Here is a 20,894-nt window from a genome sequence, read left to right as displayed (position 1 = left end):
GGCCGAAAGTACATCTAACCAACGGGCGGAGTTGTTATGAAGGCGAGAGCGTAGCGACACGGGTCCTTACCCGAAAGTCGACAAGCGTGCGCCCGAAGCGGTCGGCGGTGTTTCGGGATTGTGTTGCGGAGGAGGCGTACCCCGCCCCGACACGGCATTACCACGCATGGCTGCGCTTCCTTCACCGGTTGTCACACCGGCACGTCGGAGGGGCCTGGTCTAGACCGGACTAACCGCGTCGGGCGGCGGGGCTCCGCACGGCGTCAGTCGGCCAGGAAGTCCAGCACGGCCTGCCGGAAGCGGCGGGAGGAGACGGCGTTGGCGTGGTCGCGCCCGGGGACCTCCACGTGCGTGCCGCCGCAGCGCTGGGCCAGGGCCGCGGCGCCCTCGGCGAGCTGGTCCCCGGCGCCCGAGACCAGCAGCACCGGAAGTCCGCTGAGCGGGGGCTCGGCGTCGAAGGGGCGCGAGGCCTGGCCGCGCGCGCAGGCGGCCAGCGCGGCGGGCTCGTTGGAGGGCAGGGCGGCCACCGTGCGGTAGACGCGGTCGAAGGGCGCGTCCCCGGAACCGGGGTCGGACATGTCCGTTCCGGCGAAGGCGTTTTTCGGCCCGAAACCACCGAGAACGACCCGCCTGACGCGTTCGGGAGCGGTCAGCGCGAGTTCCCAGGCCAGGCGCGAACCCATGGAGTAACCGACCACGTCGACCTTGTCCACCGCCAACTCGTCGAGCATGGAGACGAGGTCGGCGACGAAGTGTCCGGGCAGGTAGAAAGCGCTGTCGGTCGGTTTGTCGCTGTTTCCGTGACCGCGCAGATCCGGCCCGATCACCCGTAGCCCGGCCGCCTCCAGGGCCTGCGTCCACCCGGCGGCCCGCCAATTCATGCCGAAGTCGGTGCCGAAACCGTGCAGGAGAAGCACGGGGACCCCGCACTCGCGGCCCTGCGGACGCAAATCCGCATAACGCATTGTCACGCCGCCGGTGAGATCCGCGGACATGAAACCACCCACCATGTTTTCGAAAAGAAAAGGGAAAAACGCGGGTCCCGGCCGGATTTTCCTCCAAATAAGGCGCGCCGGGGGGCGCCCCCGTTCGTGCCTTCCTCCGAACGGGACCCGCGGTCGGCCGCCGTCAGTCCGTCGGGGGCTTGAGCCGCACCCGGCGGGCGGGCCGGGCCTGCTCCTCGGGGACGCGACCCACGATGCCCGCCCGGGGCGCGTCGCCGGAGGCCTGGACCGCGAAGGTCACCAGGGGCGCGCCGACCGGGACCACCTGGTCCTCCTCGGCGTGCAGCTCGACGACACGGCCCGCCTGGGGCGAGGGGATGACCACCGCGGACTTGGTGGTCTCCACCTCCACCAGCGGGGCGTTGCGCTCGATCTCCTCGCCCACGGCGACCTGCCACTCCAGGACGGTCGCCTCGACCAGTCCCTCGCCCAGGTCGGGGAGGGAGAAGGTGATGTTGTCTTCTGCCATGGTCGCTCTAGTACTCCAGGGTCCGTTGCACCGCGAGCAGGACGCGGTCGATGGTCGGCAGGTACTGCGGCTCCAGGGGACCCGCGGGGTAGGGCACGTCGAACCCGGTGACGCGCTGGACGGGGGCGGACAGGTCGCGGAAGCAGTGCTCGGTGACCAGGGCGGCCACCTCCGCGCCGAGCCCGGCGGTCAGCGGCGCCTCGTGCACGACCACGGCCCGCTTGGTGCGCGCGACCGAGGCGGCCATCCCGGCCGCGTCCAGGGGCTTGAGCCAGCGCAGGTCCAGCACCTCCAGTTCCACGCCGTCCTCGGCGGCCAGCTCGGCCACCTGGACGCAGCGGTGCACCATGGCCCCCCAGGCGATGAGGGTGGCGTGCCTGCCCGGACGCACGACTCGGCTGGCGCCGATGGGCTCGCTGGGCTCGCGCAGTCGCACGGGCCTGCGGTCCCAGTAGCGGGCCTTGGGCTCCATGTAGACGACCGGGTCGTCGGAGCGCACCGCCTGGAGCAGGAGGCCGTAGGCGTCGGCGGGGTCCGAGGGCGCGGCGACCTTGAGGCCGGGGGTGTGCGCGAAGAGCGCCTCCAGGCTCTCGCCGTGGTGCTCGGGCGCCTGGATGCCGCCGAAGGAGGGCAGGCGCAGGGTGATCGGCATGGGGGCCGCGCCGCGGGTGCGGTAGTTCATGCGCGCCACCTGGTTGACGATCTGGTCGATCGCGGGATAGGCGAAACCGTCGAACTGGAGCTCGGGGACGGGCCGCCAGCCGTTCATGGCCAGGCCGACCGCCATGCCCATGATGGCGGACTCGGCCAGCGGGGTGTCGAAGACACGCGTGTCCCCGAACTCCTTCTGGAGCCCGTCGGTGACGCGGAAGACCCCTCCCAGGGCGCCCACGTCCTCGCCGAAGACCAGCACGTCGGGGTCCTCGGCGAGCAGGTCCCGCAGGGCGCGGTTGATGGCCTGCTGCATGGACAGCTCGACCTCGGGGGCCTCGGCCGCGGTGTCGGCGCGTTCGATCAGCTCGGTCACAGCTCGACCTCTTCCTGCCAGGTGCGGCGCTGCCGGGTCAGCTCCTCGGTGGTCTCCCGGAAGACGTGGGTGAACAGCTCCGAACCGTCCGGTTCGGGTGCGCTGGCCACCCCGTCGCGGATGCGCTCGGCCTCCTGGCGGGCCTCGGCGTCGACCCGGGCGAGTTCCCCCTCGTCGGCGTGCCCGGCGGCGAGCAGGGCCTCGCGCAGCAGGGTGACGGGGTCGCGCTCGCGCCAGCGCCGGGCCTCGGCGTCGTCGCGGTAGCGGCCGGGGTCGTCGGAGGTGGAGTGGGGCTCCACGCGGTAGGTGAGCGCCTCGATGAGGGTGGGGCCCTCGCCGCGGCGGGCCCGGGCGACGGCCTCGGCGGTGGCCTCGTGGACCGCGCCCGCGTCGTTGCCGTCCACCAGCACGCCGGGCATGCCGTAGCCCTCGGCGCGGGCGCTGACCGAGCCGCCCGCGACCTGTCGGTGGTTGGGCACCGACAGCGCCCACTGGTTGTTCTGGCAGAAGAAGACCACGGGGGCGCCGAAGACCCCGGCGAAGTTCATGGCCTCGTGGACGTCGCCCTCGGAGCTGGCGCCGTCGCCGAAGTAGGCCAGGGCCACGCCGTCGTCGCCGCGCAGCCGCTCGCCCACGGCCCAGCCGACCGCGTGCGGGACGGGGCCGCCGACCACGGCGTTGACGGCGCCGAACCGCGAGGCCGCGACGTCGTAGAGGCCGCCGTGCCACAGGGCGCGGTGGGTGGCCATGTAACCGACCATCTCCACCCCGTAGGCCAGGGCGGAGGCCATCTCCCGGTAGGTGGGGAAGACGAAGTCGCGCGCGGGGTCCAGGGCCGAGGCGCTGGCGACCTGGGCGGCCTCCTGTCCGCGCACGGACACGTAGGCGGGGAAGACGCCCTGGCGCTGGAGGGCGATGGCCTCGGTGTCCAGGTCGCGGGCGGTCCTCATGTGGCGGTACAGGGCACGGGTGAGGTCGGGCGGCAGGTGGCCCACGGTGATGGCGCCCCGGTCCGCCGGCTCGTGGGGTGAGGCGTCCGGACGCACGGCGCCTGCGTCGGGGGCGGTGGCCCCGCGACTTCCGCGAAGCGGGTCCTGGGGCGAGGGCGGGCGGCTGGCGGGCATGTCGAGCGGCTCCCAACGTGGCCCTGCCCCGCGCGGTGGCGCGGTCCGGGCTCCGGGCGGTGTCTGTCCTGTACGCAGATTCTCCGCAAGACTCGACACTTTCGCTAGATATCCGCCGCTAGTTGATACATATGAGGACGAAAATCTACATATAGTCCCCTATCGTCCAGCGCGAACCCCGTTCCACTCGAGAAAACGACACACGGGCCTGTACACCTCACGAACGCCGTCGGACCCCGAGGGGGTGCGAGCCGCGACCGGGAGCGCACGCGGGGTCGCGGCGAGGGGGGTCCACGGTCACGGAACAGCCGCGATCGGCCGCGGCGGGCGCACTTCCCGGCGCCGAGCGCATACGTTCGAGGCACCGGTCATCCGGTCAACGAAACCCCCCGATTCCCCGACACTTGGACCCCACGCAACCCCGCGACAAGAAGTTCTGTCGTGTTCCGGGCCGCGCGGTGTAGGCGCCGCCGGTCCGGGAAACCACCCCATCCAACGACCGCGTCGACCACGAGTACAGTCGGACTCCCGACGCGCCTCCCCCGCCCGTCGGACCCCGCGCCAGGGTCCCCGCTCCCGTCCTCCTCCGGCGCCGCCCCGCGGCGGCCGGAGGAGGTGCCCGAACGCCGCGCATCTCGCCGACTGAGATTCCGATAGACGGAAACAACGTTTACCTGGTAACTCGTTAGCCCCGGTCAACGACGACAGTGAGGGGCTTCGTCCTGAAACAAGAGCACACGAGGAGCACGCACATGGCCATGGGCGACCAGCGGAGGAACGGCCGGCGGCCGGACACGACCGACCAGACGATCCTGAGCGCGCTCGCCAAGGACGCGCGGACCGGGATCACCGAGATCGCCGCACTGGCCAACGTGTCCCGCGCGACGGCCTACAACCGCATCAAGCGGCTCACCGACGAGGGCGTCATCCGCGGCTACTCCGTGGTGACCGACCACTCCAAGATGGGGCTCGGCGTCACAGCGCTCGTCCTCATCTCGGGCAGCCAGCCGGACTGGCGCGCCAACCGGGAGATCCTGTCCTCCTACCCGGAGATCGAGTACTGCTGGTACGTCGTGGGCTCGGCGGACATCGTCCTCCTCGTCCGCGTGGCCAACACCAACCAGCTGCGCGACCTGATCCTCACCCGGCTGCAGTCGCTTCCCGGTGTGACGTCCACCCAGACGCTCACCGTCATCGACGAGGTCGTGCACCGGCCGGTCGTGGAACCCGCCGACGGCGACTGAACGGCGCCCTCAACCCCCGACAGCCACGGTGACCGAGGCCATCAGCTCGGCGAGCAGGTCCGAGCCCAGTGCGCGGGTGGCCGCCACGTCACCGTCCACATCCAGCACCACCTCGACGTAGGCCTTCAGCTTGGGCTCGGTCCCCGAGGGCCTGAGCGTCACACGTCCCCTGCCCTCCAACCGGAAGCGCAGGGCGTCCGTCGGCGGCAGACCCGCGTGTCCGGCGGCGAAGTCGTCCACCCCCACCACCCGCAGGGGACCGAACGCGGCGGGCGGTTCGGCGCGCAACCGCCGCATCGCCGCGGAGATGACCGACAGGTCCTCCACCCGCACCGACAGCTGGTCGCCCAGGTGCAGGCCGTACCGGCGCGCCTGGTCGTCGAGCAGGTCGAGCAGGGTCTGCCCCTGCCGCTTGGCGCGGGCGGCGAGCGCCGCGGCCACCAGGGCCGCGCTGATCCCGTCCTTGTCCGCGACCGGACGGCCGCCGTCGGCGCCCACGCAGTAGCCAAGCGCCTCCTCGAAGGCGAAGACCCGCCGCTGCCCGGGACCGCCCGCGCGCGCCAGCCACTTGAAGCCGGTGAGGGTCTCCTCGTAGTGCACGCCCCGGTCGCGGGCGATCTTGCCGAGCAGGCTGGAGGAGACGATCGAGGCGGCCACCACCCGGTCGGACCCGCTGGTGTGGTCGAGGACGTACTCGGCCAGCAGCCCGCCCACCTCGTTGCCGGTGAGCAGACCGTGCCCGGGGACCGCGAGCGCGAGCCGGTCGGCGTCGGGGTCGTTGGCGATGACCAGGTCGGAACGGTCGGCGGCGCCGGTGGCCAGCGCCATGTCCATGGCGCCGGGCTCCTCCGGGTTGGGGAAGTCCACGGTCGGGAAGTCGGGGTCGGGCTCGAACTGGGCGGCGACCACGGACGGACGGGGGAACCCCGCCCGCTCCATCGCCGCCAGCAGCACCCGGCCGCCCACGCCGTGCATGGCTGTGTAGGTGGTGGCCAGGTCGCGTTCCCCGCCCGGTACCAGCGCGGTGACCGCGTCCAGGTAGCGCTCCACCGCCTCCTCCCCCAGCACCGTCCACCCCTCGCCCAGGGGCAGTCCGTCGACCGGGCCCACCGCGTCGATGGCGGCGGAGATCTCGGCGTCGGCCGGGGAGACGATCTGGGTTCCCGCGTCGGCGCCGCCGCCCGCCTTGGCCGCCCCCGCGTAGACCTTGTAGCCGTTGTCCCGGGGCGGGTTGTGGCTGGCGGTGACCATGATCCCGGCGTCGGCGCCCAGGTCGCGGACGGCGAAGGCCAGGACGGGGGTCGGCAGCGGTCCGGGCATGAGGGACACGCGGTGCCCGGCGCCGGTGAGGACGGCGGCGCTGTCGCGCGCGAAGTCCGCCGAGCGGTGCCGGGCGTCGTAGCCGACGACCACGTGCCCGGGGCCCTCGCCGAGCCAGGCGGCGATCCCCGCGGCGGCCCGCATGACCACCACCCGGTTCATCCGGTTGGGGCCCGCGCCGAGGGCGCCGCGCAGCCCGGCGGTGCCGAACTCCAGGCGGGCTCCGAAGCGCGAGTCCAGGTCGGCCAGCGCGTCGGACCCGCCCCGGCCGGCGCGCTCCACCAGTCCCGCCAGCTCCGCGCGCGTGTCGGGGTCGGGGTCCTGGGCGATCCACTGCCTGGCCCGGGCGAGGTCGGTCATGGGGTTCCCCTCAGAGCTTGGCGGTGATGTCGGCGAGCAGGCGGCCGACCGTTCCGGCGGCGTCGCGGCCGGTGGCCAGCACGTCCTCGTGGTCGAGGTTGGCCCCCGTGAGCCCGGCCGCGACGTTGGTGACCAGGGACAGGCCCAGCACGCGGGCGCCCGCGGCGCGGGCGGCGATCGCCTCCAGCACGGTGGACATGCCGACCAGGTCGGCGCCCATGGCGCTGAGCATGCGGATCTCGGCGGGCGTCTCGAAGTGCGGGCCGGGCATGGCCGCGTACACGCCCTCGGGCAGCGAGGGGTCCACCGAGCGGGCCAGCTCGCGCAGGGCGGGGGTGTAGGTCTCGGTGAGGTCGACGAAGGTCGCGCCGGTCAGCGGGGACCGCGCGGTCATGTTGAGGTGGTCGGCGATGAGCACCGGGGACCCCACCGCGTAGGCGGGGTTGATGCCGCCCGCGGCGTTGGTCAGCACGACCGTGGTGGCCCCGGCCGCCACGGCGGTGCGCACGCCGTGCACGACGGCGTCTGTTCCGTGGCCCTCGTACAGGTGGGTGCGGCCCAGGAAGGCGAGCAGGGAGCGGTCGCCCGCCCTGATGCTGCGCACGGTGCCGCTGTGCCCCTCCACCGCCGGGGGCACGAAGCCGGGCAGGTCGGTGGTGGGCAGCTCCTGGCCGGAGTCGCCGAGCAGGTCGGCCGCGGAGGCCCACCCCGATCCCATGACCAGGGCGACGTCGTAGGCGTCCACGCCGGTGCGCGAGCGCAGTTCGGCGGCGGCCTCCTCGGCGGCTGCCTGGGGTGTGCGAGTCACAGCGGGTCTCTCCGTTCGTTGGCGCCCGGCAAGGGTGCGCGGACGCGGTGCCGTACGCGTGATCCTGCTACCCGCGGCGCGTCCGGGCGGCCCGGACGCGCCGCGGGTGCGGGATCTTCACCGGCGGAACCCCTGTGTCGCACCGGCGGCGGCCTCGGTGCCCCCTAGATCCCCACGGGGTGCCAGACCGTCTTGGTCTCCAGGAAGGGCTTCAGGCGCGCGGTGCCGGGATCGGGGTCGAGCCAGGCGTCCTCGCCGCCGTCGGAGCAGGGGCCGGGGCGCAGCACCCGGGTGAGGGTGTCGGCGGCGGCCCTCTCGAACTCGGCGGCCAGGTCCCCGGCGCCGGTCAGGTCCAGGGCGTTGACGTCGGCGTGCGAGGCCAGGTGGGGTCCCAGTTCCGGCACGCGTCCGGTGAGCAGGTTGACCACGCCGCCCGGCAGGTCGGAGGTGGCCAGCACCTCGGCCAGGTCGATCGCGGCCAGCGGCGCGTCCCCGGAGGTGACCACGACGGCGGTGTTGCCGGTGGCGATCACGGGGGCGAGCACGGAGGTCAGGCCGAGCAGCGGCGCGTTCTGGGGGGCGAACACCGCGACCACGCCGGTGGGCTCGGGCGCGGATTGGTTGTAGTAGGGCCCCGAGACGGGGTTGGCGCCGCCCAGGACCTGGGCGACCTTGTCGGTCCAGCCCGCGTAGTACACCCACCGGTCCACGGCGGCGTCGACCACGCGTTCGGCGTCGGCGCGGGAGAGCCCCTGCGCGGCCACGGCCTGGGCGGTGAACTGGTCGCGGCGCCCCTCCAGCATCTCCGCGACCCGGTACAGGATCTGGCCGCGGTTGTAGGCGGTGCGGCCCGACCAGCCGCCGAAGGCCTTGCGCGCGGCGGCCACGGCGTCTCGGGCGTCCTTGCGGGAGGCGAGCGAGGCGTTGGCCAGGTGCTGGCCGCTGGCGGAGGTCACGGGGTAGCTCCTGCCCGATTCGGAGCGGGGGAAGGCCCCGCCCAGGTAGAGCTTGTAGGTCTTGCGGACCGCCAGCCGGGCGGGCGCGGCGGCGTCGGCCGTGCCCCGCGCGGTCCCGGCGGCCCTGGCCGCGCTCTTGGCGGTCTTCCGGTTCTCGCGCCGCTCAGCCAAGGTAGGCCTCCAATCCGTGCCGCCCGCCCTCGCGGCCGTATCCCGACTCCTTGTAGCCGCCGAAGGGGCTGGTCGGGTCGAACTTGTTGAACGTGTTGGACCAGATCACCCCGGCGCGCAGGCGCTCGGCGGTCCAGAGCATGCGCGAGCCCTTCTCGGTCCACACCCCGGCGGAGAGGCCGTAGGGGGTGTTGTTGGCCTTGGCCACGGCCTCCTCGGGGGTGCGGAAGGTCAGCACCGAGAGCACGGGACCGAAGATCTCCTCGCGGGCCACGCGGTGGGACTGGCTGACGCCGGTCAGGACGGTGGGCGCGAACCAGTAGCCGCTCGCGGGCAGCTCGCAGGCGGGCGACCAGCGCTCGGCGCCCTCCTCCTCACCGGTGCCGGTGAGTTCGCGGATGCGCTCCAGCTGCGCGGCGGAGTTGATCGCGCCGATGTCGGTGTTCTTGTCCAGCGGGTCGCCCAGGCGCAGCTTGGCGACGCGCTCCTTGAGCCGGGGCAGCAGTTCCTCGGCGATCGACTCCTGGACCAGCAGCCGCGAACCGGCGCAGCACACGTGGCCCTGGTTGAAGAAGATCCCCGAGACGACGCCCTCGACCGCCTGGTCCAGGGCCGCGTCGTCGTAGACGATGTTGGCGCCCTTGCCGCCCAGTTCCAGGGTGAGCCGCTTGCCGGTGCCCGCGACCGAGCGGGCGATCTGGCGGCCGACCCCGGTGGAGCCGGTGAAGGCCACCTTGTCGGTGCCCGGGTGCTCCACGAGGGCGCGTCCGGTCTCGCCCGCGCCGGTGAGGATGTTGACCACGCCCGGGGGCAGGTCGGCCTCCTGGCAGATCTCGGCGAAGGCCAGCGCGGTGAGCGGGGTGGTCTCGGCTGGCTTGAGCACCACGGTGTTGCCGGTGGCCAGCGCCGGGGCGACCTTCCACGCGAGCATGAGCAGCGGGAAGTTCCACGGGATGACCTGGGCGGCCACGCCCAGCGGGCGCGGGTCGGGGCCCAGTCCGGCGTGGGCGAGCTTGTCGGCCCACCCCGCGTGGTAGAAGAAGTGCGCGGCGACCAGGGGCAGGTCGACGTCGCGCGTCTCCTTGATGGGCTTGCCGTTGTCCATCGACTCCAGCACCGCCAGTTCGCGCGAGCGCTCCTGGATGATGCGGGCGATGCGGAACAGGTACTTGCCGCGCTCGGCGCCCGGCATCGGCCCCCAGACGGTGTCGAAGGCGCGGCGGGCGGCGGCGACGGCCCGGTCCACGTCGGCGGGTCCGGCGACGGCGACCCGGGAGAGCTCGGTCTCGTCGGCGGGGTTGAGGGTGGTGAGGTGCTCGCCGCCCTCGGCCGGGGTGAAGGCGCCGTCGACGAACAGCTCGTAGTTCTCGCGCAGGGTAACGACGGAGCGGGACTCCGGTGCGGGCGCGTACTCGAAGATCACGGCTCTCAGTCCAGCGTGTAGTAGTCGGGGCCCGGGTAGGTGCCGGTGGACAGCCTGGTGCGCTGCATGAGCAGGTCGTTGAGGAGGCTGGAGGCGCCGATCCGGAACAGGTCGGGGGTCAGCCAGTCGGGACCGGCGACCTCGTTGACCAGGACCAGGTTGCGGACGGCGTCCTTGGTGGTGCGGATGCCGCCCGCGGGCTTGACGCCCACGCGCCTGCCGGTGGCGGCGTGGTGGTCGCGGACCGCCTCCAGCATGACGAGGGTGACCGGCAGGGTGGCGGCCGGGGACACCTTGCCGGTGGAGGTCTTGACGAAGTCGCCCCCGGCCCGGATGGCCAGGTGGGAGGCGCGGCGCACGTTGTCGTAGGTGGCCAGTTCGCCGGTCTCCAGGATGACCTTGAGGTGGGCGGTGCCGCAGGCCTCCTTCACGGCGGCGATCTCCTCGAAGACCTTGAGGTAGTCGCCGGACAGGAAGGCGCCTCGGTCGATGACCATGTCGATCTCGCCGGCGCCGTCGGCGACCGCGCGGCGGGTGTCGGCGAGCTTGACCTCCATGGGCGCCCGGCCGGAGGGGAAGGCGGTGGCCACCGAGGCCACGCCGACCCCGGTGCCGCGCAGCGCCTCGACGGCGGTGGCGACCATGTCGGGGTAGACGCACACGGCGCCCACGCGGGGCACGGTGGTGTCGGCGGGGTCGGGGTGGGCGGCCTTGGCGCACAGGGCCCGGACCTTGCCGGGGGTGTCGGCGCCCTCCAGGGTGGTCAGGTCCACCATGGAGATGGCCAGGTCGATGGCCCGGGCCTTGGCGGTGGTCTTGACCGACCGGGTGGACAGGTCCTGGGCGCGGGCTCGCGCGCCGACCTCGTCCACGCCCGGGAGGCCGTGCAGGAACGCGCGGAGTTCGCGGTTGGTCGCCGCCTCGGGCGCGAATGCGGTGTGGGGCACGGGCACCTACAGCTCGTCGGGTTGCTGGCCTGCCCGTCCGCTGTGGCCAGCGGAAACGGGGCTCGCGGCGCGGCGCGCGGGGAGGTCTTCCCCCAAGGCCGGGCCGTCAGGCAGTCACCCTAACGCCGGGTGGGGCCGCCGTCAGCACCCGTCCGGATCGAGCCGCCCAAGGTTGGAGGAGACTCCAACTCAGCCGAGGAGTTTTCGTCGTCCTTTCCTCCAATCCGGCACGGAGAACCCCCAGAAAAGGGCGTCGGTACCGCTCTGTCGGCTCGGGGACGGACACGTGCGGTCTAGACCGGACCACTCCCTTTTCGCTGCTGGGCCAGATGCGAGACTGGTCCGAATCCTCCCCCCTGCCCGCACCCCGGGCCCGGGAGCCGGAGGAGCGGACCCCGAGGCGACGGGAGCGGTGATGTCGGCCGGAGAGCGGAGCGAGCCACGCGCGGGCGGGGCGGAGCCGGTGCGCCTGGTACGGCTGGACCGGGTCACACCGGAGGCGGACCTGTTGCGGCTGGCCGTGCTGCGCCACCGCCTCCCGCCCGGACAGCGCGGACACGTGCTGCTCCCGGTGACCACCCTGCCCGCCGCCGACGCCGACCCGGCGCGCACGCCCTTCGCCGTCGTCGGTCCGGGAGCCGTCGCCGACGCCGCCGGGGCGCGGGCGGCCTGCGCGGGCTTCGGCGTGCTGGACCGGGCCGTGCACGCGCGCGACCTGGTCCCCGAGCCGGCGCGTGCGGTGCTGCTGCGCGCCTTCTACGTCACCACCGCCTGGCAGAACCGGGGCGTGGGGCGGACCGTGTGCTCCCCTCCGCTGCTGGACCGGTTGGCCGCGCAGGTGGCGCCGGACGCGGCCGAGCTGGTGCTGTGCGTGGACGAGGCCAACCACGCTGCGGCCCGCGTCTACGGCCGCGCCGGGTTCGCCTTCACCGGCCGCCGCTTCGTGGACGCGGCGGGGGGACCGCAGCTGGTGATGGTCCGCCCGCTGGAGCCGGGTTAGGGCGTATGGCGTAGGTGTCCGCTCCGGGTGCGCCCCTGTCCCCGGGATCTCGTACTTATAGCGAGTCCCGACCGTCGAACCTCGCTATAAGTACAAGATCATCGCAGCTCAGAGCTCTTGCGTCACACCAGCGACGTTTTCGGCCGGGCCGTGTCCGGTGCCCACCGGCGGACGCCCTTAGGCTGGGCGCATGGCGGAGTTCCGGATCAGCAGCGACGACGAGCGGGTCGACCTGCGCAGGATGGCGGTGGCCCTGGCCGAGTCCCAGGGGTGGGCGCGCGAGGAGGTCAGCGTCTGGGACAACCGCCGCGGGGAGGTGATCGTGACGGTGGACGACTCCCTGCTGCGCAGACCCGAGGCCGACCCCCTGCACCGCACCCGGCACACCCCCCGCGACGTGCACGACGCCTGCGAAACGCTGCGCCGTGAGGAGGCGTCCCTGCGCCGCGTGGACTTTCGCGCGCTGCGCGACGAGACCGCGCGCTTCTTCTCCGCCGGGTGGACCGTCGCCGACGCGCTGCACGCGCTGGGGCACCGCCCCGACGGCGTGCCGTGGCCGAGCGGCCCCGACTACCAGGGCACCGACTGGCTGCACGCCCGCCTGAAGGCGTGGCGCACCCCCGACGGCGACATCCGGCCCTCCAAGTCGCAGGAGGACGCACAACTGCGGGTGATCAGCCGGGCGGGCCTGCCCATGGACATCGGTCTGCCCGAGGACGCCGAGGTCGCGCAGCGCCCCGTGGCCAGTCCGGCCGTCGCGCGGTCGGCGGCCGACGACGCGCGCAGGCTCATGCGACAGAACGCGCGGACCACCACCGACTCCCTGGCCCACCGGGACCGCACCTCGGCCAGAATCACGCGGGGGGACCGTCGCTAGGACGGCCGGGAGGGCCTCCGTCGGAGGCGGACCTCCGCTCCTCCACCAGGGCGACCATGCCGTCGGCGGCCTCCCCGAGGAGCAGTTCGGCCGGTCCCCTGCCCGCCGTCAGCCGCCACAGGGTGGCGAAGACCAGTGCCCCCAGGACGAAGCCCTCCAGCAGCCACGGCTGGTGCCAGCCGATCCCGCCGGAGGCGGCGATGACCATCGCCAGGGCCAGGATGTGCCCGGTGTAGACGGTCAGCGGCATCCGGCCGACCGAGGTCAGCGGGTACATGAGGACCCGGAAGCGGTCGCACAGGAACATGCACACCACCAGCACCACGAGTCCCTGGCCGACCGCCTCGGCGATCTCGAAGGTGGTGCCGGTGTGGGGCGTGCCGACCGCCAGCCACCACCAGGAGTCGGTGGGCACCTGGCCCGAGAGCGACTGCGTCTCCTCGACCACCGCGGCGCGCACCAGGGCCGCCGTCGCCTCGTCGGTCACCTCCCCGGAGGGAAGGCCGGTCAGTGCGGGGCCGCTGGCCCACACCAAACGGTCCATGCCGCCCATCGGTTCGAGCAGGACCCAGGAGCCGAGGTGGCCGAGCAGGAGCAGGGCCGCGCCGGAGGCCAGCAGGCGCAGCCGCACCGCGGTGGCGGCCAGGTCCAGCCGCCCCAGCGCCATTCCCGCGGTCACGAAGGCCATGAAGGTGATCGCCGGGTAGTAGCCGGTCAGGAGGAACTCGCTGAGCGAGGACAGCGAGGACGTGCGCGGTGAGGGCGGGAAGACGTCGTCGCGCAGCAGGAACGAGAGCGGCGGGCCGAGCACGGCCAGTGCGCCCGCCACCGTCCACAGCGCGCCCGAGCGCAGCTTGACCAGGGGCAGGGCCAGCACGAAGAAGCCCGCGTAGTAGGTCAGGATGATGGCGACCGGGACCCCCATGAGGTCCAGCACCAGGCCCAGCACGCCGATGAGCGCCGCGCGGGTGAGGATGCGCACCGCGGCCCCGCGCAGGCGGTCGCCGCCGACCGGGTCGGTGCGCCCGGTCATCATGGCCAGGGAGGTTCCCGCCAGGAGGGCGAAGAGCGCCGAGGAGTTTCCGCGCACGACGCCGTGCACGTCCCAGGCGTAGCCCTCGGGCGACAGCAGCCCCATGGACTCCACGCCGAGGTGGACGACGAACATCCCGAACACCGCGAGGGCGCGTGCGGCGTCGATGCCGTCGATCCGGCCCCGGCCCGAGGACGGGCCCGCGGGGGCGGCGGAGGTCTCGCCGGACTGGTTCTGTGTCACGCCCGTCAGGCTATGCCGTCGCCCGCTCGGCAACAACGGGCCGGGGCACGTGGCCGGTGGCGGCCACGTGCCCCGGCGCGGTCGCCGTCAGCCCGCGCCCTCGCGCTCCCCGGCCAGGGTGCTGAAGAAGTCGAGCGCCTCGGGGTTGGCCAGGGAGTCGCGGCTGGCGACCCGCTCGGGCCGCTCCCCCATGAGGATGCGCTTGACCGGCACCTCCAGGACCTTGCCCGACAGGGTCCGGGGCACCGCGCCGATGACGCGGACGCGGTCGGGCACGTGGCGGGGCGAGCAGTCGGTGCGGATGCGGCGGGCGATCTCCCGGGGCAGTCCGCCCTCCAGGTCGGCGCCCTCCCGCAGCACGGTGAACAGCTCGATCCGGGAGGAGCCGTCGGCCTGGGGCACGTCCACGACCAGCGCGTCGACGACCTCGTCCAGGGCCAGGACCGCGCGGTAGATCTCACTGGTGCCCATGCGGACGCCGCCGCGGTTGATGGTGGAGTCGGAGCGGCCGTAGATGACCGCGGTGCCGCGGTCGGTGATCGCGATCCAGTCGCCGTGCCGCCAGACGCCCGGGTAGACGGAGAAGTAGCTGTCGCGCAGCCGCTCGCCGCTGTCGTCGCCCCACAGGAACAGCGGCATGGACGGGGCGGGCTCGGTGACGACGAGTTCGCCGACCTCGTTGACCAACTCCCGGCCCTCGGGGTCCCAGGAGGCCACGGCCATGCCCAGGGCCCGGGACTGGATCTCGCCCTCGTGGACGGGCAGGGTCGGGGTTCCGCCGACCAGGCAGCTGCACACGTCGGTGCCGCCGGAGGTGGAGAACAGCCACAGGTCCTCGCCGAACTCCTCGTAGACCCAGGAGAAGGCCTCGGGGCTGAGCGGCGAGCCGGTGGAGCCGATGGCCTTGAGCGCGGACAGGTCGCGGCCCCGGCGGGGGTGGACGCCCTCCTTCATGCAGGAGGAGAGGAACCCGGCGCTGGTGCCGAAGACGGTGACCCCGGCCTCGGCGGCCAGGTCCCACAGGGCGCCCAGGCCGGGGGCCGCGGGGCTGCCGTCGTACAGGACGATGGAGGCCTTCGTCAGCAGCACGCTGACCAGGAAGTTCCACATCATCCAGCCGGTGGTGGTGAACCAGAAGACCCGGTCGTGCTCCCGGGCGTCCAAGTGCAGGTGGAGGTTCTTGAGCTGTTCGAGCAGGATGCCGCCGTGCCCGTGGACGATGGCCTTGGGCAGGCCGGTGGTGCCCGAGGAGTAGAGCACCCACAGGGGGTGGTCGAAGGGGACGGGGGCGAACTCCAGCTCGGCCCCGGCCCCGGACTCCTCCAGCCGGCCCCACGGCAGGGTGCCGTCGAGGGACTCCCCGGGGTGGAGGTAGTCGAGCAGGACGGTGTGCTCGACGGTGGGCAGGGCCGCGCGCAGCTCCTCCACGACGGGGCGGCGGTCGAAGTCCTTGCCGCCGTAGCGGTAGCCGTCCACGGCTAGCAGGACCTTGGGCTCGATCTGGGCGAAGCGGTCGATGACGCTGCGCACACCGAAGTCCGGGGAGCAGGAGGACCACACCGCGCCCAGGGAGGCCGCGGCGTAGAAGGCGGCGGCGGTCTCGGGCAGGTTGGGCAGGTAGGCCACGACGCGGTCGCCGGGGCCCACCCCCAGTTCGCGCAGTCCGGCGGCGATGGCGGCGGTGCGGCGGCGCAGGTCGCCCCAGGTCCACTCGCCGAGGCCGCGCAGTTCGGTGGCGTGGCGGATGGCCACGCGGTCGTCGTCGCGGCCCTCGAAGAGGTGCCGGGCGTAGTTGAGGGTGGCACCGGGGAACCACTCGGCTCCGGGCATGGCGCGCTCGCCCAGGACCCGCTCGTAGGGGGTCTCGGAGCGCACGCCGTAGTACTCCCAGACCGACTCCCAGAAGCCGTCGACGTCGGTGACCGACCAGCGCCACAGGGAGTCGTAGTCGAAGGACGCGGCGGAGGCGTCGCCGAAGGCCCGGACCCCCTTCTCGCGCTCGGCCCATCGGGCGAACGCGACGATGTTGGAGGACGCGGCCCTCTCCTCGTCGGGCTTCCAGAGCACCCGGGGCACGCTGTTCTCCGTCATTGGCCCGCCTTCCCATTCGCACTGTGTTCCGCACGGCGTGTCGCCGACCGTGTGTTGCTGTGAGACCCATCTAACAACACCCCATGTCGGCGGCCACGGCCCGGCCCCCGGGGTGACGGGGGCCGGAAGGCGCGTCGAGTGCGCAGGTCACCGGTGGGGGAACCTGTGTTCGGGACCGACCGCCGGGCGGCCTCGCGGGCGTGGGCGGCCCCCGTTGACAGGGGCCGGAGGCGGGCGGGAGAGCCGGTGACCGGACCTTTGCCGCGCCTTCCGCGGGCGCGGCCCCGGGGGCGCGCCTCAGTCGCCGCGCAGCGCGGCCACCGCGGCCGCCGGGGAGTCGACCACGGGGGAGCCGGTGGCCTCCAGGCGGGCGCGGGACATCAGACCGCTGGTGACGAGGATGGAGCGGGCCCCGGCCTCGCGGGCGGCGCGGGCGTCGTCGTCGATGTCGCCGATCAGCACGACCCGGGCCGGGTCGATGCCCTGGTGTTCGAGGTGGCGCACCAGGTGCTCGGCCTTGGAGTCGTCCTCGGTCTGGAACTGGCGGCCGTCCACCCGGGTGAAGTGCCCGGTCAGGCCGCGCTCCTCGATCAGGGGCACCAAGTGCTCGTGGGAGGCCATGGACAGCAGGGACTGGGTGCCGCCGCCGCGGGTCCACTCCCGCAGGACGTCGGGGACGCCCGCGGTGAGTTCACAGGAGGGCAGCAGCTCCTGGTAGCTGCTGTCGTAGTGCCTCTCGGCCCGCTCCCACTCGCCCTCCTCGAAGACCCGGCCGAGGAGCTCCTCGTAGCAGGGGATGAGGGGGCGGCGGAAGACGGAGCGCCAGTGGTCCAGCTCCACGGGGTCGCGGCCGAACAGCTCGCAAACGGCGTTCACCGCGGCGAGGTTGGCGTGGTTGTCGTCGAGGAGGGTGCCGTTCCAGTCCCAGACGATGTGGGTGCTGTCGTGTCGGTCGAAAGTCGTCTCAGCCATTGACCGCACTTTACGGGCACCGGCACCGGTCGGGGAATGCGTCGTGCGCCACCCCCGGTCCGGCTCCCGCGCCCGCCGTGCGCCTCACCCGGGGCGGGACTCCCCCGCCGGGCTGCCGCCCTCCGCGTCGGCGGGCGCGCCCGTGTCCGTCCCCTGCGGCCCCGCGCCCCGCGCCCCGCAGCGTTCCCGGCGCAGCCGCCGCCCGCGCCGGACCGCCCATACGCCCGCCGCCACCATGAGCGGGAACACGACGAGGACGAGGACGGGCACCAGGAGGGCCAGCAGCGAGGTGACGAAGCTGACGACGTCCTCCAGGAAGGAGGCCACCGGGGCCGCGCACCCCAGGGACACGGAGTTGGCCACCGGCCGGGCCAGGGACTTGACCGCGTGGAAGGCCAGGGAGACGACCACGCCCGCGACCACCGCCCACCAGGAGACCCCGTCCCCGCCCGCGGCGGCGCCGGAGGCGGCCCCGGTGATCTCACCGAGCTCCACCGCGGAGGCCCCCGCGCCGAAGGTGATGCCGCCGGAGGTGGGCCGCACCACGGTCTGGAGGGCGTCGTTGAAGCTGTCGACCGCGGGGATCTTGTCCGCCGCGAACTCCACGACCAGCAGCACGGTGAGGACCACGAGGGTGACGGGGTGCTCGATCCACTGCCAGGACTCCCCCAGCGGGACCAGGTCGGTGAAGCGTGCGAGCAGTCCGACGAGGAGGAGGGGGATGTAGGCGTTGAGCCCGGCCGCGGAGGCCAGGCCCAGCCCGGTCAGTGTGGTGAGCATGCGCTTCCTTCTGTGCTCCCGGGGTGGGACGCCGTGCGGTCGTGCGGTCATCGCCCGGCGCCGCTGTACCCGTGTTGACGCTCGCGGAGCACGCGGAGTTCTCGGTTCGCCCCCCTACTGCCGGTAGTCCTCGACCTCGGAGACCGGACGCGGCTCGGCCTGGTCGGGGTCCTGGTCGAACTCCCTGCGGGCCCTGCGCTGGCGGAGCAGGTCCCAGCACTGGTCGAGCGCCTCCTCGACCCGCTTGATGCGGGCGCGCTCCTGCGGGTCCAGCCCTCCGGCGGTGGAGCGGAGCGCGTGCTCCTCGTCGATCAGTCCGCGGATGGTGGCCATGATGTCGTTCTCGGCGCTGTCAGTCATATCGCCATGGTCGTTTCGGGGCGGGGCCGCGGGCAAGGCCCCCACCCCCGCGTTGCCCAGAGCGGACCGGACGTTTACGCGCGGTGACGGGCCCCGCGCGCGGCACGCACGCCCGCGGGCGCGGCGACCGGTCCCCGTTCGTCTGGGAAACTCCTACTACGGCCGCGTTGGCGGTGAGACGCGCGTCCACGGGGGGCGCACCGGCGGAATGCGTTCCCGGCCCCCGCCGTTGGATACCGCGAGGGGGTATGGTAATGGCATCTGAGCAGGAACGACACGGAAGCGGGAGCATGGCTGCGACCCACGGTTACAGTAACGACAAGCAGAGCCACATCAACCGGCTGCGCCGTATCGAGGGCCAGATCCGCGGGTTGCAGCGGATGGTCGAGGACGACCAGTACTGCATCGACATCCTGACCCAGACGTCGGCGGCCAACAAGGCGCTGCGGTCCTTCGCGCTGTCCATGCTCGACGAGCACCTCAAGCACTGCGTGTCCAACGCGGTGGCCAACGGCGGCGAGGAGGCGGACGCGAAGGTGCGCGAGGCCTCCGAGGCGATCGCCCGCCTGGTCCGTTCCTGACCCCGCCGCTCCCGCCCCCGCGCCCCACCTGCCGCGGCGGGGCGTCGCGGCAGGTCGGCGGGGCACGGCGGTCCGGACCCCGGGGAGTCCGGACGGCCCCCGGTCATTGCACGCCGTAGCGCGCGTGCAGGTTCTCCAGCAGGCGCGCGCCCTCCCGGCGGGAGGTCTCCGCGTCCAGGTAGTCGACCGACTCGTTGGCCACGAACGAGGACGGGCGCCCGCCGTCGGCGAACCCCAGGCGCGAGGTGTCGCCGCCGGTGGCCTTGCGGATCCCCCAGTTGGCCAGGATGCGCGCCCGCGCGGTCGCGGAGGGCACCGCCATCAGGTGGTACCCGCGGGTGACGCCCAGCGCGGGCAGTCCGCTCAGCTCCATCTGCATGACGCGCGCCAGCGCGTCGTTGCCGCTCAGGTCCACGACCAGCCCCATGTCCCGGTGCCGGAACTCCTTCATCGGTCGCCCCAGGACCGACGAGACCACGTTCTCGGCGACGGTGGCCGCCTGGCGCGTGGCGTACTGGGCGGTCGGCGGGCAGTAGTCGCTGTCCTCGTGCGAGAGGTTGGGCACCGCCGCGGCGTCGCCGACGGCGAAGACGTCGTCGAGCCCGGGGACCCGCAGGTCGGCGCCCACCTCCAGGCGCCCCTTCTGGGTGGGCTTGTCCAGTGTCGACATGAGCGGGCTGGGCGAGACGCCCGCCGTCCAGATGAGGGTGCGGCAGGGCAGGGCGCGGCCGTCGGTGAGCACCACCTTGTCGTCGGTCACCTCGCGCACGCTCACCTTGAGCTTGACCTCGACGCCGATGGAGCGCAGCAGGTCGAGCGCCTTGCGGCCGAGGCGGTCGCCGAGCTCGGGCAGCACCTTGGGCGCGATGTCCACCAGGTGCCAGCGGATCACCGAGCGCAGGTCCGGGTAGCGCTCGGCCGCCTCCTGGCACAGGCGCATGAGCGAGGCCGCGGTCTCGACGCCGGTGTAGCCGCCGCCGACGACGACGAAGCGGCAGCGCTCCTCGCGCTCGACCGGGTCGCGGCTGTCGTTGGCCAACTCCAGCTGGGCCAGCACGTGGTCGCGCAGGAGCACCGCCTCGGCCAGCGTCTTGGCGCCGTAGGCGTGCTCGGCCAGGCCGGGGATGTCGAAGGCGCGGGTGACCCCGCCGGGCGCCAGGACCAGGCGGTCGTAGCGGACCGGGGCGAGTTCGCCGGTGGGGCGCCGTACGACGACCACGCGGTCCCCCGGGTCCACGCCGACGGCGTGCCCGGGGACGAACCGGGTCCGCCGGGTCAGCCGGTGCACCGACATGGCGACCGACTGCGGTGTGAGCAGCCCGGAGGCCACCTGCGGCAGCAGGGGGCTGTAGAGCATGTAGTCGTGCGGTGCGACGAGGGCGATGTCCGCCGCGCCCGCCGGGATGCGGCGTTCGAGGTGGCGCAGGGTGTGGAGACCACCGAAGCCCGCGCCGACCACCACGATACGAGGCCGAGACATAGACAGCGCTCCTTCTGACGTGTCGTGGGGCGGGACGGCTGAGTGCGTCCGTTGGGCCGTTGGACGCAGCACTACCCACAAGACCGCGGCCAATGTATGGCCGGGTCGGCGGATCCCGGAGCCGCCACCCGTGACCTGCCGGGGACTTTGCCCGCCGTTGGCGGCTCCTGGGGAGGACGGGGCGGCTCCCCGGACCGGTCCGAAACACCCGTGCGCGGTAGTTCGTGATTTCCGTGACTTTCTGTAACAAGATAATCACGTCACGTACTGACGCTCGACACGAAGGGAGTCGTGAACGCGTATGCGTACGTTCACCAGGATCACCGCCGCGGCGGTACTGGCCGCCGGACTGACCGCCGCCGGTACGGGGGCCGCCGCGGCCGCCGCCGCGGACCAGGACGACTCGCGTCCCGGGGGAGTGCTCGGTTTCCTCTTCGACGGGGTCTTCGGGGAGAACGCCGACCCGCCGGTGGTCGGGGAGGACGACGGCCCGCCGGAGGTCAGCGGGGCCCCGGGGACCACCGCCGAGGAGGCCCCCGTTCAGGAGGCACCCGCCGAGGGGGCCCCGGCGGCTCCGGCGGAGCAGGGCACGGACACGGGCGGCGCCACGGGCGGCATGTAGGA

Annotated in this window: 20 protein-coding genes; 5 read left to right on the top strand and 15 right to left on the bottom strand. The window is 73.3% G+C overall.

What is annotated here, in order from left to right; genetic code table 11:
- Positions 1 to 263: 263 nt before the first annotated feature.
- The 4 genes from KGD83_RS09415 to KGD83_RS09400 all read right to left on the bottom strand — a co-directional run bounded on the left by KGD83_RS09415 (position 264) and on the right by KGD83_RS09400 (position 3,495).
- Complete coding sequence (locus KGD83_RS09415) at positions 264 to 965, bottom strand: alpha/beta fold hydrolase (RefSeq protein WP_212644349.1); 702 nt, start codon at positions 963 to 965, stop codon at positions 264 to 266.
- A gap of 163 nt (positions 966 to 1,128) precedes the next feature.
- Positions 1,129 to 1,473 (bottom strand): biotin/lipoyl-containing protein, encoded by a 345-nt coding sequence (locus KGD83_RS09410; RefSeq protein ID WP_212643429.1) that lies wholly within the window; start codon positions 1,471 to 1,473, stop codon positions 1,129 to 1,131.
- A 7-nt stretch (positions 1,474 to 1,480) separates the two neighbouring features.
- Complete coding sequence (locus KGD83_RS09405) at positions 1,481 to 2,500, bottom strand: alpha-ketoacid dehydrogenase subunit beta (RefSeq protein WP_212643428.1); 1,020 nt, start codon at positions 2,498 to 2,500, stop codon at positions 1,481 to 1,483.
- Positions 2,497 to 3,495: a thiamine pyrophosphate-dependent dehydrogenase E1 component subunit alpha gene (locus KGD83_RS09400; protein WP_212644348.1), complete on the bottom strand. Its 999-nt coding sequence runs from the start codon at positions 3,493 to 3,495 to the stop codon at positions 2,497 to 2,499. Before KGD83_RS09400 ends, KGD83_RS09405 begins: the two co-directional genes overlap by 4 nt.
- An 881-nt stretch (positions 3,496 to 4,376) precedes the next feature.
- Here KGD83_RS09400 and KGD83_RS09395 point away from each other — a divergent pair.
- Positions 4,377 to 4,868, top strand: a complete 492-nt coding sequence (locus KGD83_RS09395; protein ID WP_047869398.1) for an Lrp/AsnC family transcriptional regulator — start codon at positions 4,377 to 4,379, stop codon at positions 4,866 to 4,868.
- A 9-nt stretch (positions 4,869 to 4,877) separates the two neighbouring features.
- Here the strand turns inward: KGD83_RS09395 and KGD83_RS09390 are convergent, their stop codons facing one another.
- The 5 genes from KGD83_RS09390 to deoC form a co-directional block, all read right to left on the bottom strand.
- On the bottom strand, positions 4,878 to 6,548 hold the full coding sequence (locus KGD83_RS09390; protein WP_212643427.1) for a phospho-sugar mutase: 1,671 nt from the start codon (positions 6,546 to 6,548) through the stop codon (positions 4,878 to 4,880).
- 10 nt (positions 6,549 to 6,558) lie between these two features.
- Positions 6,559 to 7,356, bottom strand: coding sequence for a purine-nucleoside phosphorylase (locus KGD83_RS09385; protein ID WP_212643426.1), 798 nt, complete (start codon positions 7,354 to 7,356; stop codon positions 6,559 to 6,561).
- Between the two features lie 164 nt (positions 7,357 to 7,520).
- Positions 7,521 to 8,483, bottom strand: coding sequence for an aldehyde dehydrogenase family protein (locus KGD83_RS09380; RefSeq protein WP_212643425.1), 963 nt, complete (start codon positions 8,481 to 8,483; stop codon positions 7,521 to 7,523).
- Entirely contained in the window at positions 8,476 to 9,906 is a 1,431-nt protein-coding gene (locus tag KGD83_RS09375) for an aldehyde dehydrogenase family protein (RefSeq protein ID WP_212643424.1), read from the bottom strand. The genes KGD83_RS09380 and KGD83_RS09375 overlap by 8 nt, the downstream gene beginning before the upstream one ends.
- A 5-nt stretch (positions 9,907 to 9,911) precedes the next feature.
- The gene (gene deoC / locus KGD83_RS09370; RefSeq protein WP_212643423.1) at positions 9,912 to 10,859 is read right to left on the bottom strand and encodes a deoxyribose-phosphate aldolase; all 948 of its coding nucleotides are present in this window, start codon (positions 10,857 to 10,859) and stop codon (positions 9,912 to 9,914) included.
- A gap of 409 nt (positions 10,860 to 11,268) precedes the next feature.
- Here deoC and KGD83_RS09365 point away from each other — a divergent pair, with 409 nt between their 5' ends.
- Both KGD83_RS09365 and KGD83_RS09360 read left to right on the top strand, forming a co-directional pair.
- A complete protein-coding gene (locus KGD83_RS09365; RefSeq protein WP_212643422.1) occupies positions 11,269 to 11,853 on the top strand; it encodes a GNAT family N-acetyltransferase in 585 nt (194 codons plus the stop codon).
- Positions 11,854 to 12,043: 190 nt separating this feature from the next.
- The gene (locus KGD83_RS09360; protein ID WP_212643421.1) at positions 12,044 to 12,730 is read left to right on the top strand and encodes a hypothetical protein; all 687 of its coding nucleotides are present in this window, start codon (positions 12,044 to 12,046) and stop codon (positions 12,728 to 12,730) included.
- Here the strand turns inward: KGD83_RS09360 and KGD83_RS09355 are convergent.
- The 5 genes from KGD83_RS09355 to KGD83_RS09335 form a co-directional block, all read right to left on the bottom strand.
- Positions 12,708 to 14,006 carry a heparan-alpha-glucosaminide N-acetyltransferase domain-containing protein gene (locus tag KGD83_RS09355; protein WP_212643420.1) on the bottom strand — a complete coding sequence of 433 codons (1,299 nt, stop codon included), beginning with the start codon at positions 14,004 to 14,006 and terminating at the stop codon, positions 12,708 to 12,710. The genes KGD83_RS09360 and KGD83_RS09355 overlap by 23 nt on opposite strands.
- Before the next feature lie 87 nt (positions 14,007 to 14,093).
- Complete coding sequence (locus KGD83_RS09350; RefSeq protein ID WP_212643419.1) at positions 14,094 to 16,097, bottom strand: acetoacetate--CoA ligase; 2,004 nt, start codon at positions 16,095 to 16,097, stop codon at positions 14,094 to 14,096.
- 297 nt (positions 16,098 to 16,394) lie between these two features.
- Positions 16,395 to 17,069, bottom strand: coding sequence for an HAD family hydrolase (locus KGD83_RS09345; protein ID WP_212643418.1), 675 nt, complete (start codon positions 17,067 to 17,069; stop codon positions 16,395 to 16,397).
- A gap of 84 nt (positions 17,070 to 17,153) precedes the next feature.
- On the bottom strand, positions 17,154 to 17,849 hold the full coding sequence (locus tag KGD83_RS09340; RefSeq protein ID WP_212643417.1) for a DUF4126 domain-containing protein: 696 nt from the start codon (positions 17,847 to 17,849) through the stop codon (positions 17,154 to 17,156).
- Between the two features lie 114 nt (positions 17,850 to 17,963).
- Positions 17,964 to 18,209: a DUF2630 family protein gene (locus KGD83_RS09335; RefSeq protein ID WP_212643416.1), complete on the bottom strand. Its 246-nt coding sequence runs from the start codon at positions 18,207 to 18,209 to the stop codon at positions 17,964 to 17,966.
- A gap of 290 nt (positions 18,210 to 18,499) precedes the next feature.
- Between KGD83_RS09335 and KGD83_RS09330 the strand changes: the two genes are divergently transcribed.
- Positions 18,500 to 18,790, top strand: a complete 291-nt coding sequence (locus KGD83_RS09330) for a metal-sensitive transcriptional regulator (RefSeq protein WP_047869300.1) — start codon at positions 18,500 to 18,502, stop codon at positions 18,788 to 18,790.
- A gap of 103 nt (positions 18,791 to 18,893) precedes the next feature.
- On the opposite strand, the gene KGD83_RS09325 is transcribed toward KGD83_RS09330, so the two are convergent.
- On the bottom strand, positions 18,894 to 20,270 hold the full coding sequence (locus KGD83_RS09325; protein WP_212643415.1) for an NAD(P)/FAD-dependent oxidoreductase: 1,377 nt from the start codon (positions 20,268 to 20,270) through the stop codon (positions 18,894 to 18,896).
- A 301-nt stretch (positions 20,271 to 20,571) separates the two neighbouring features.
- On the opposite strand from KGD83_RS09325, the gene KGD83_RS09320 reads away from it, so the two are divergent.
- A complete protein-coding gene (locus tag KGD83_RS09320) occupies positions 20,572 to 20,892 on the top strand; it encodes a hypothetical protein (RefSeq protein ID WP_212643414.1) in 321 nt (106 codons plus the stop codon).
- Positions 20,893 to 20,894: the final 2 nt, after the last annotated feature.

This window comes from Nocardiopsis akebiae (assembly GCF_018316795.1).
In the GTDB taxonomy this organism is placed as follows: Bacteria; Actinomycetota; Actinomycetes; order Streptosporangiales; family Streptosporangiaceae; genus Nocardiopsis; species Nocardiopsis dassonvillei.
Note: the sequence above shows the minus strand (reverse complement) of the source record. Positions and strands in the feature narration are given on the sequence as shown.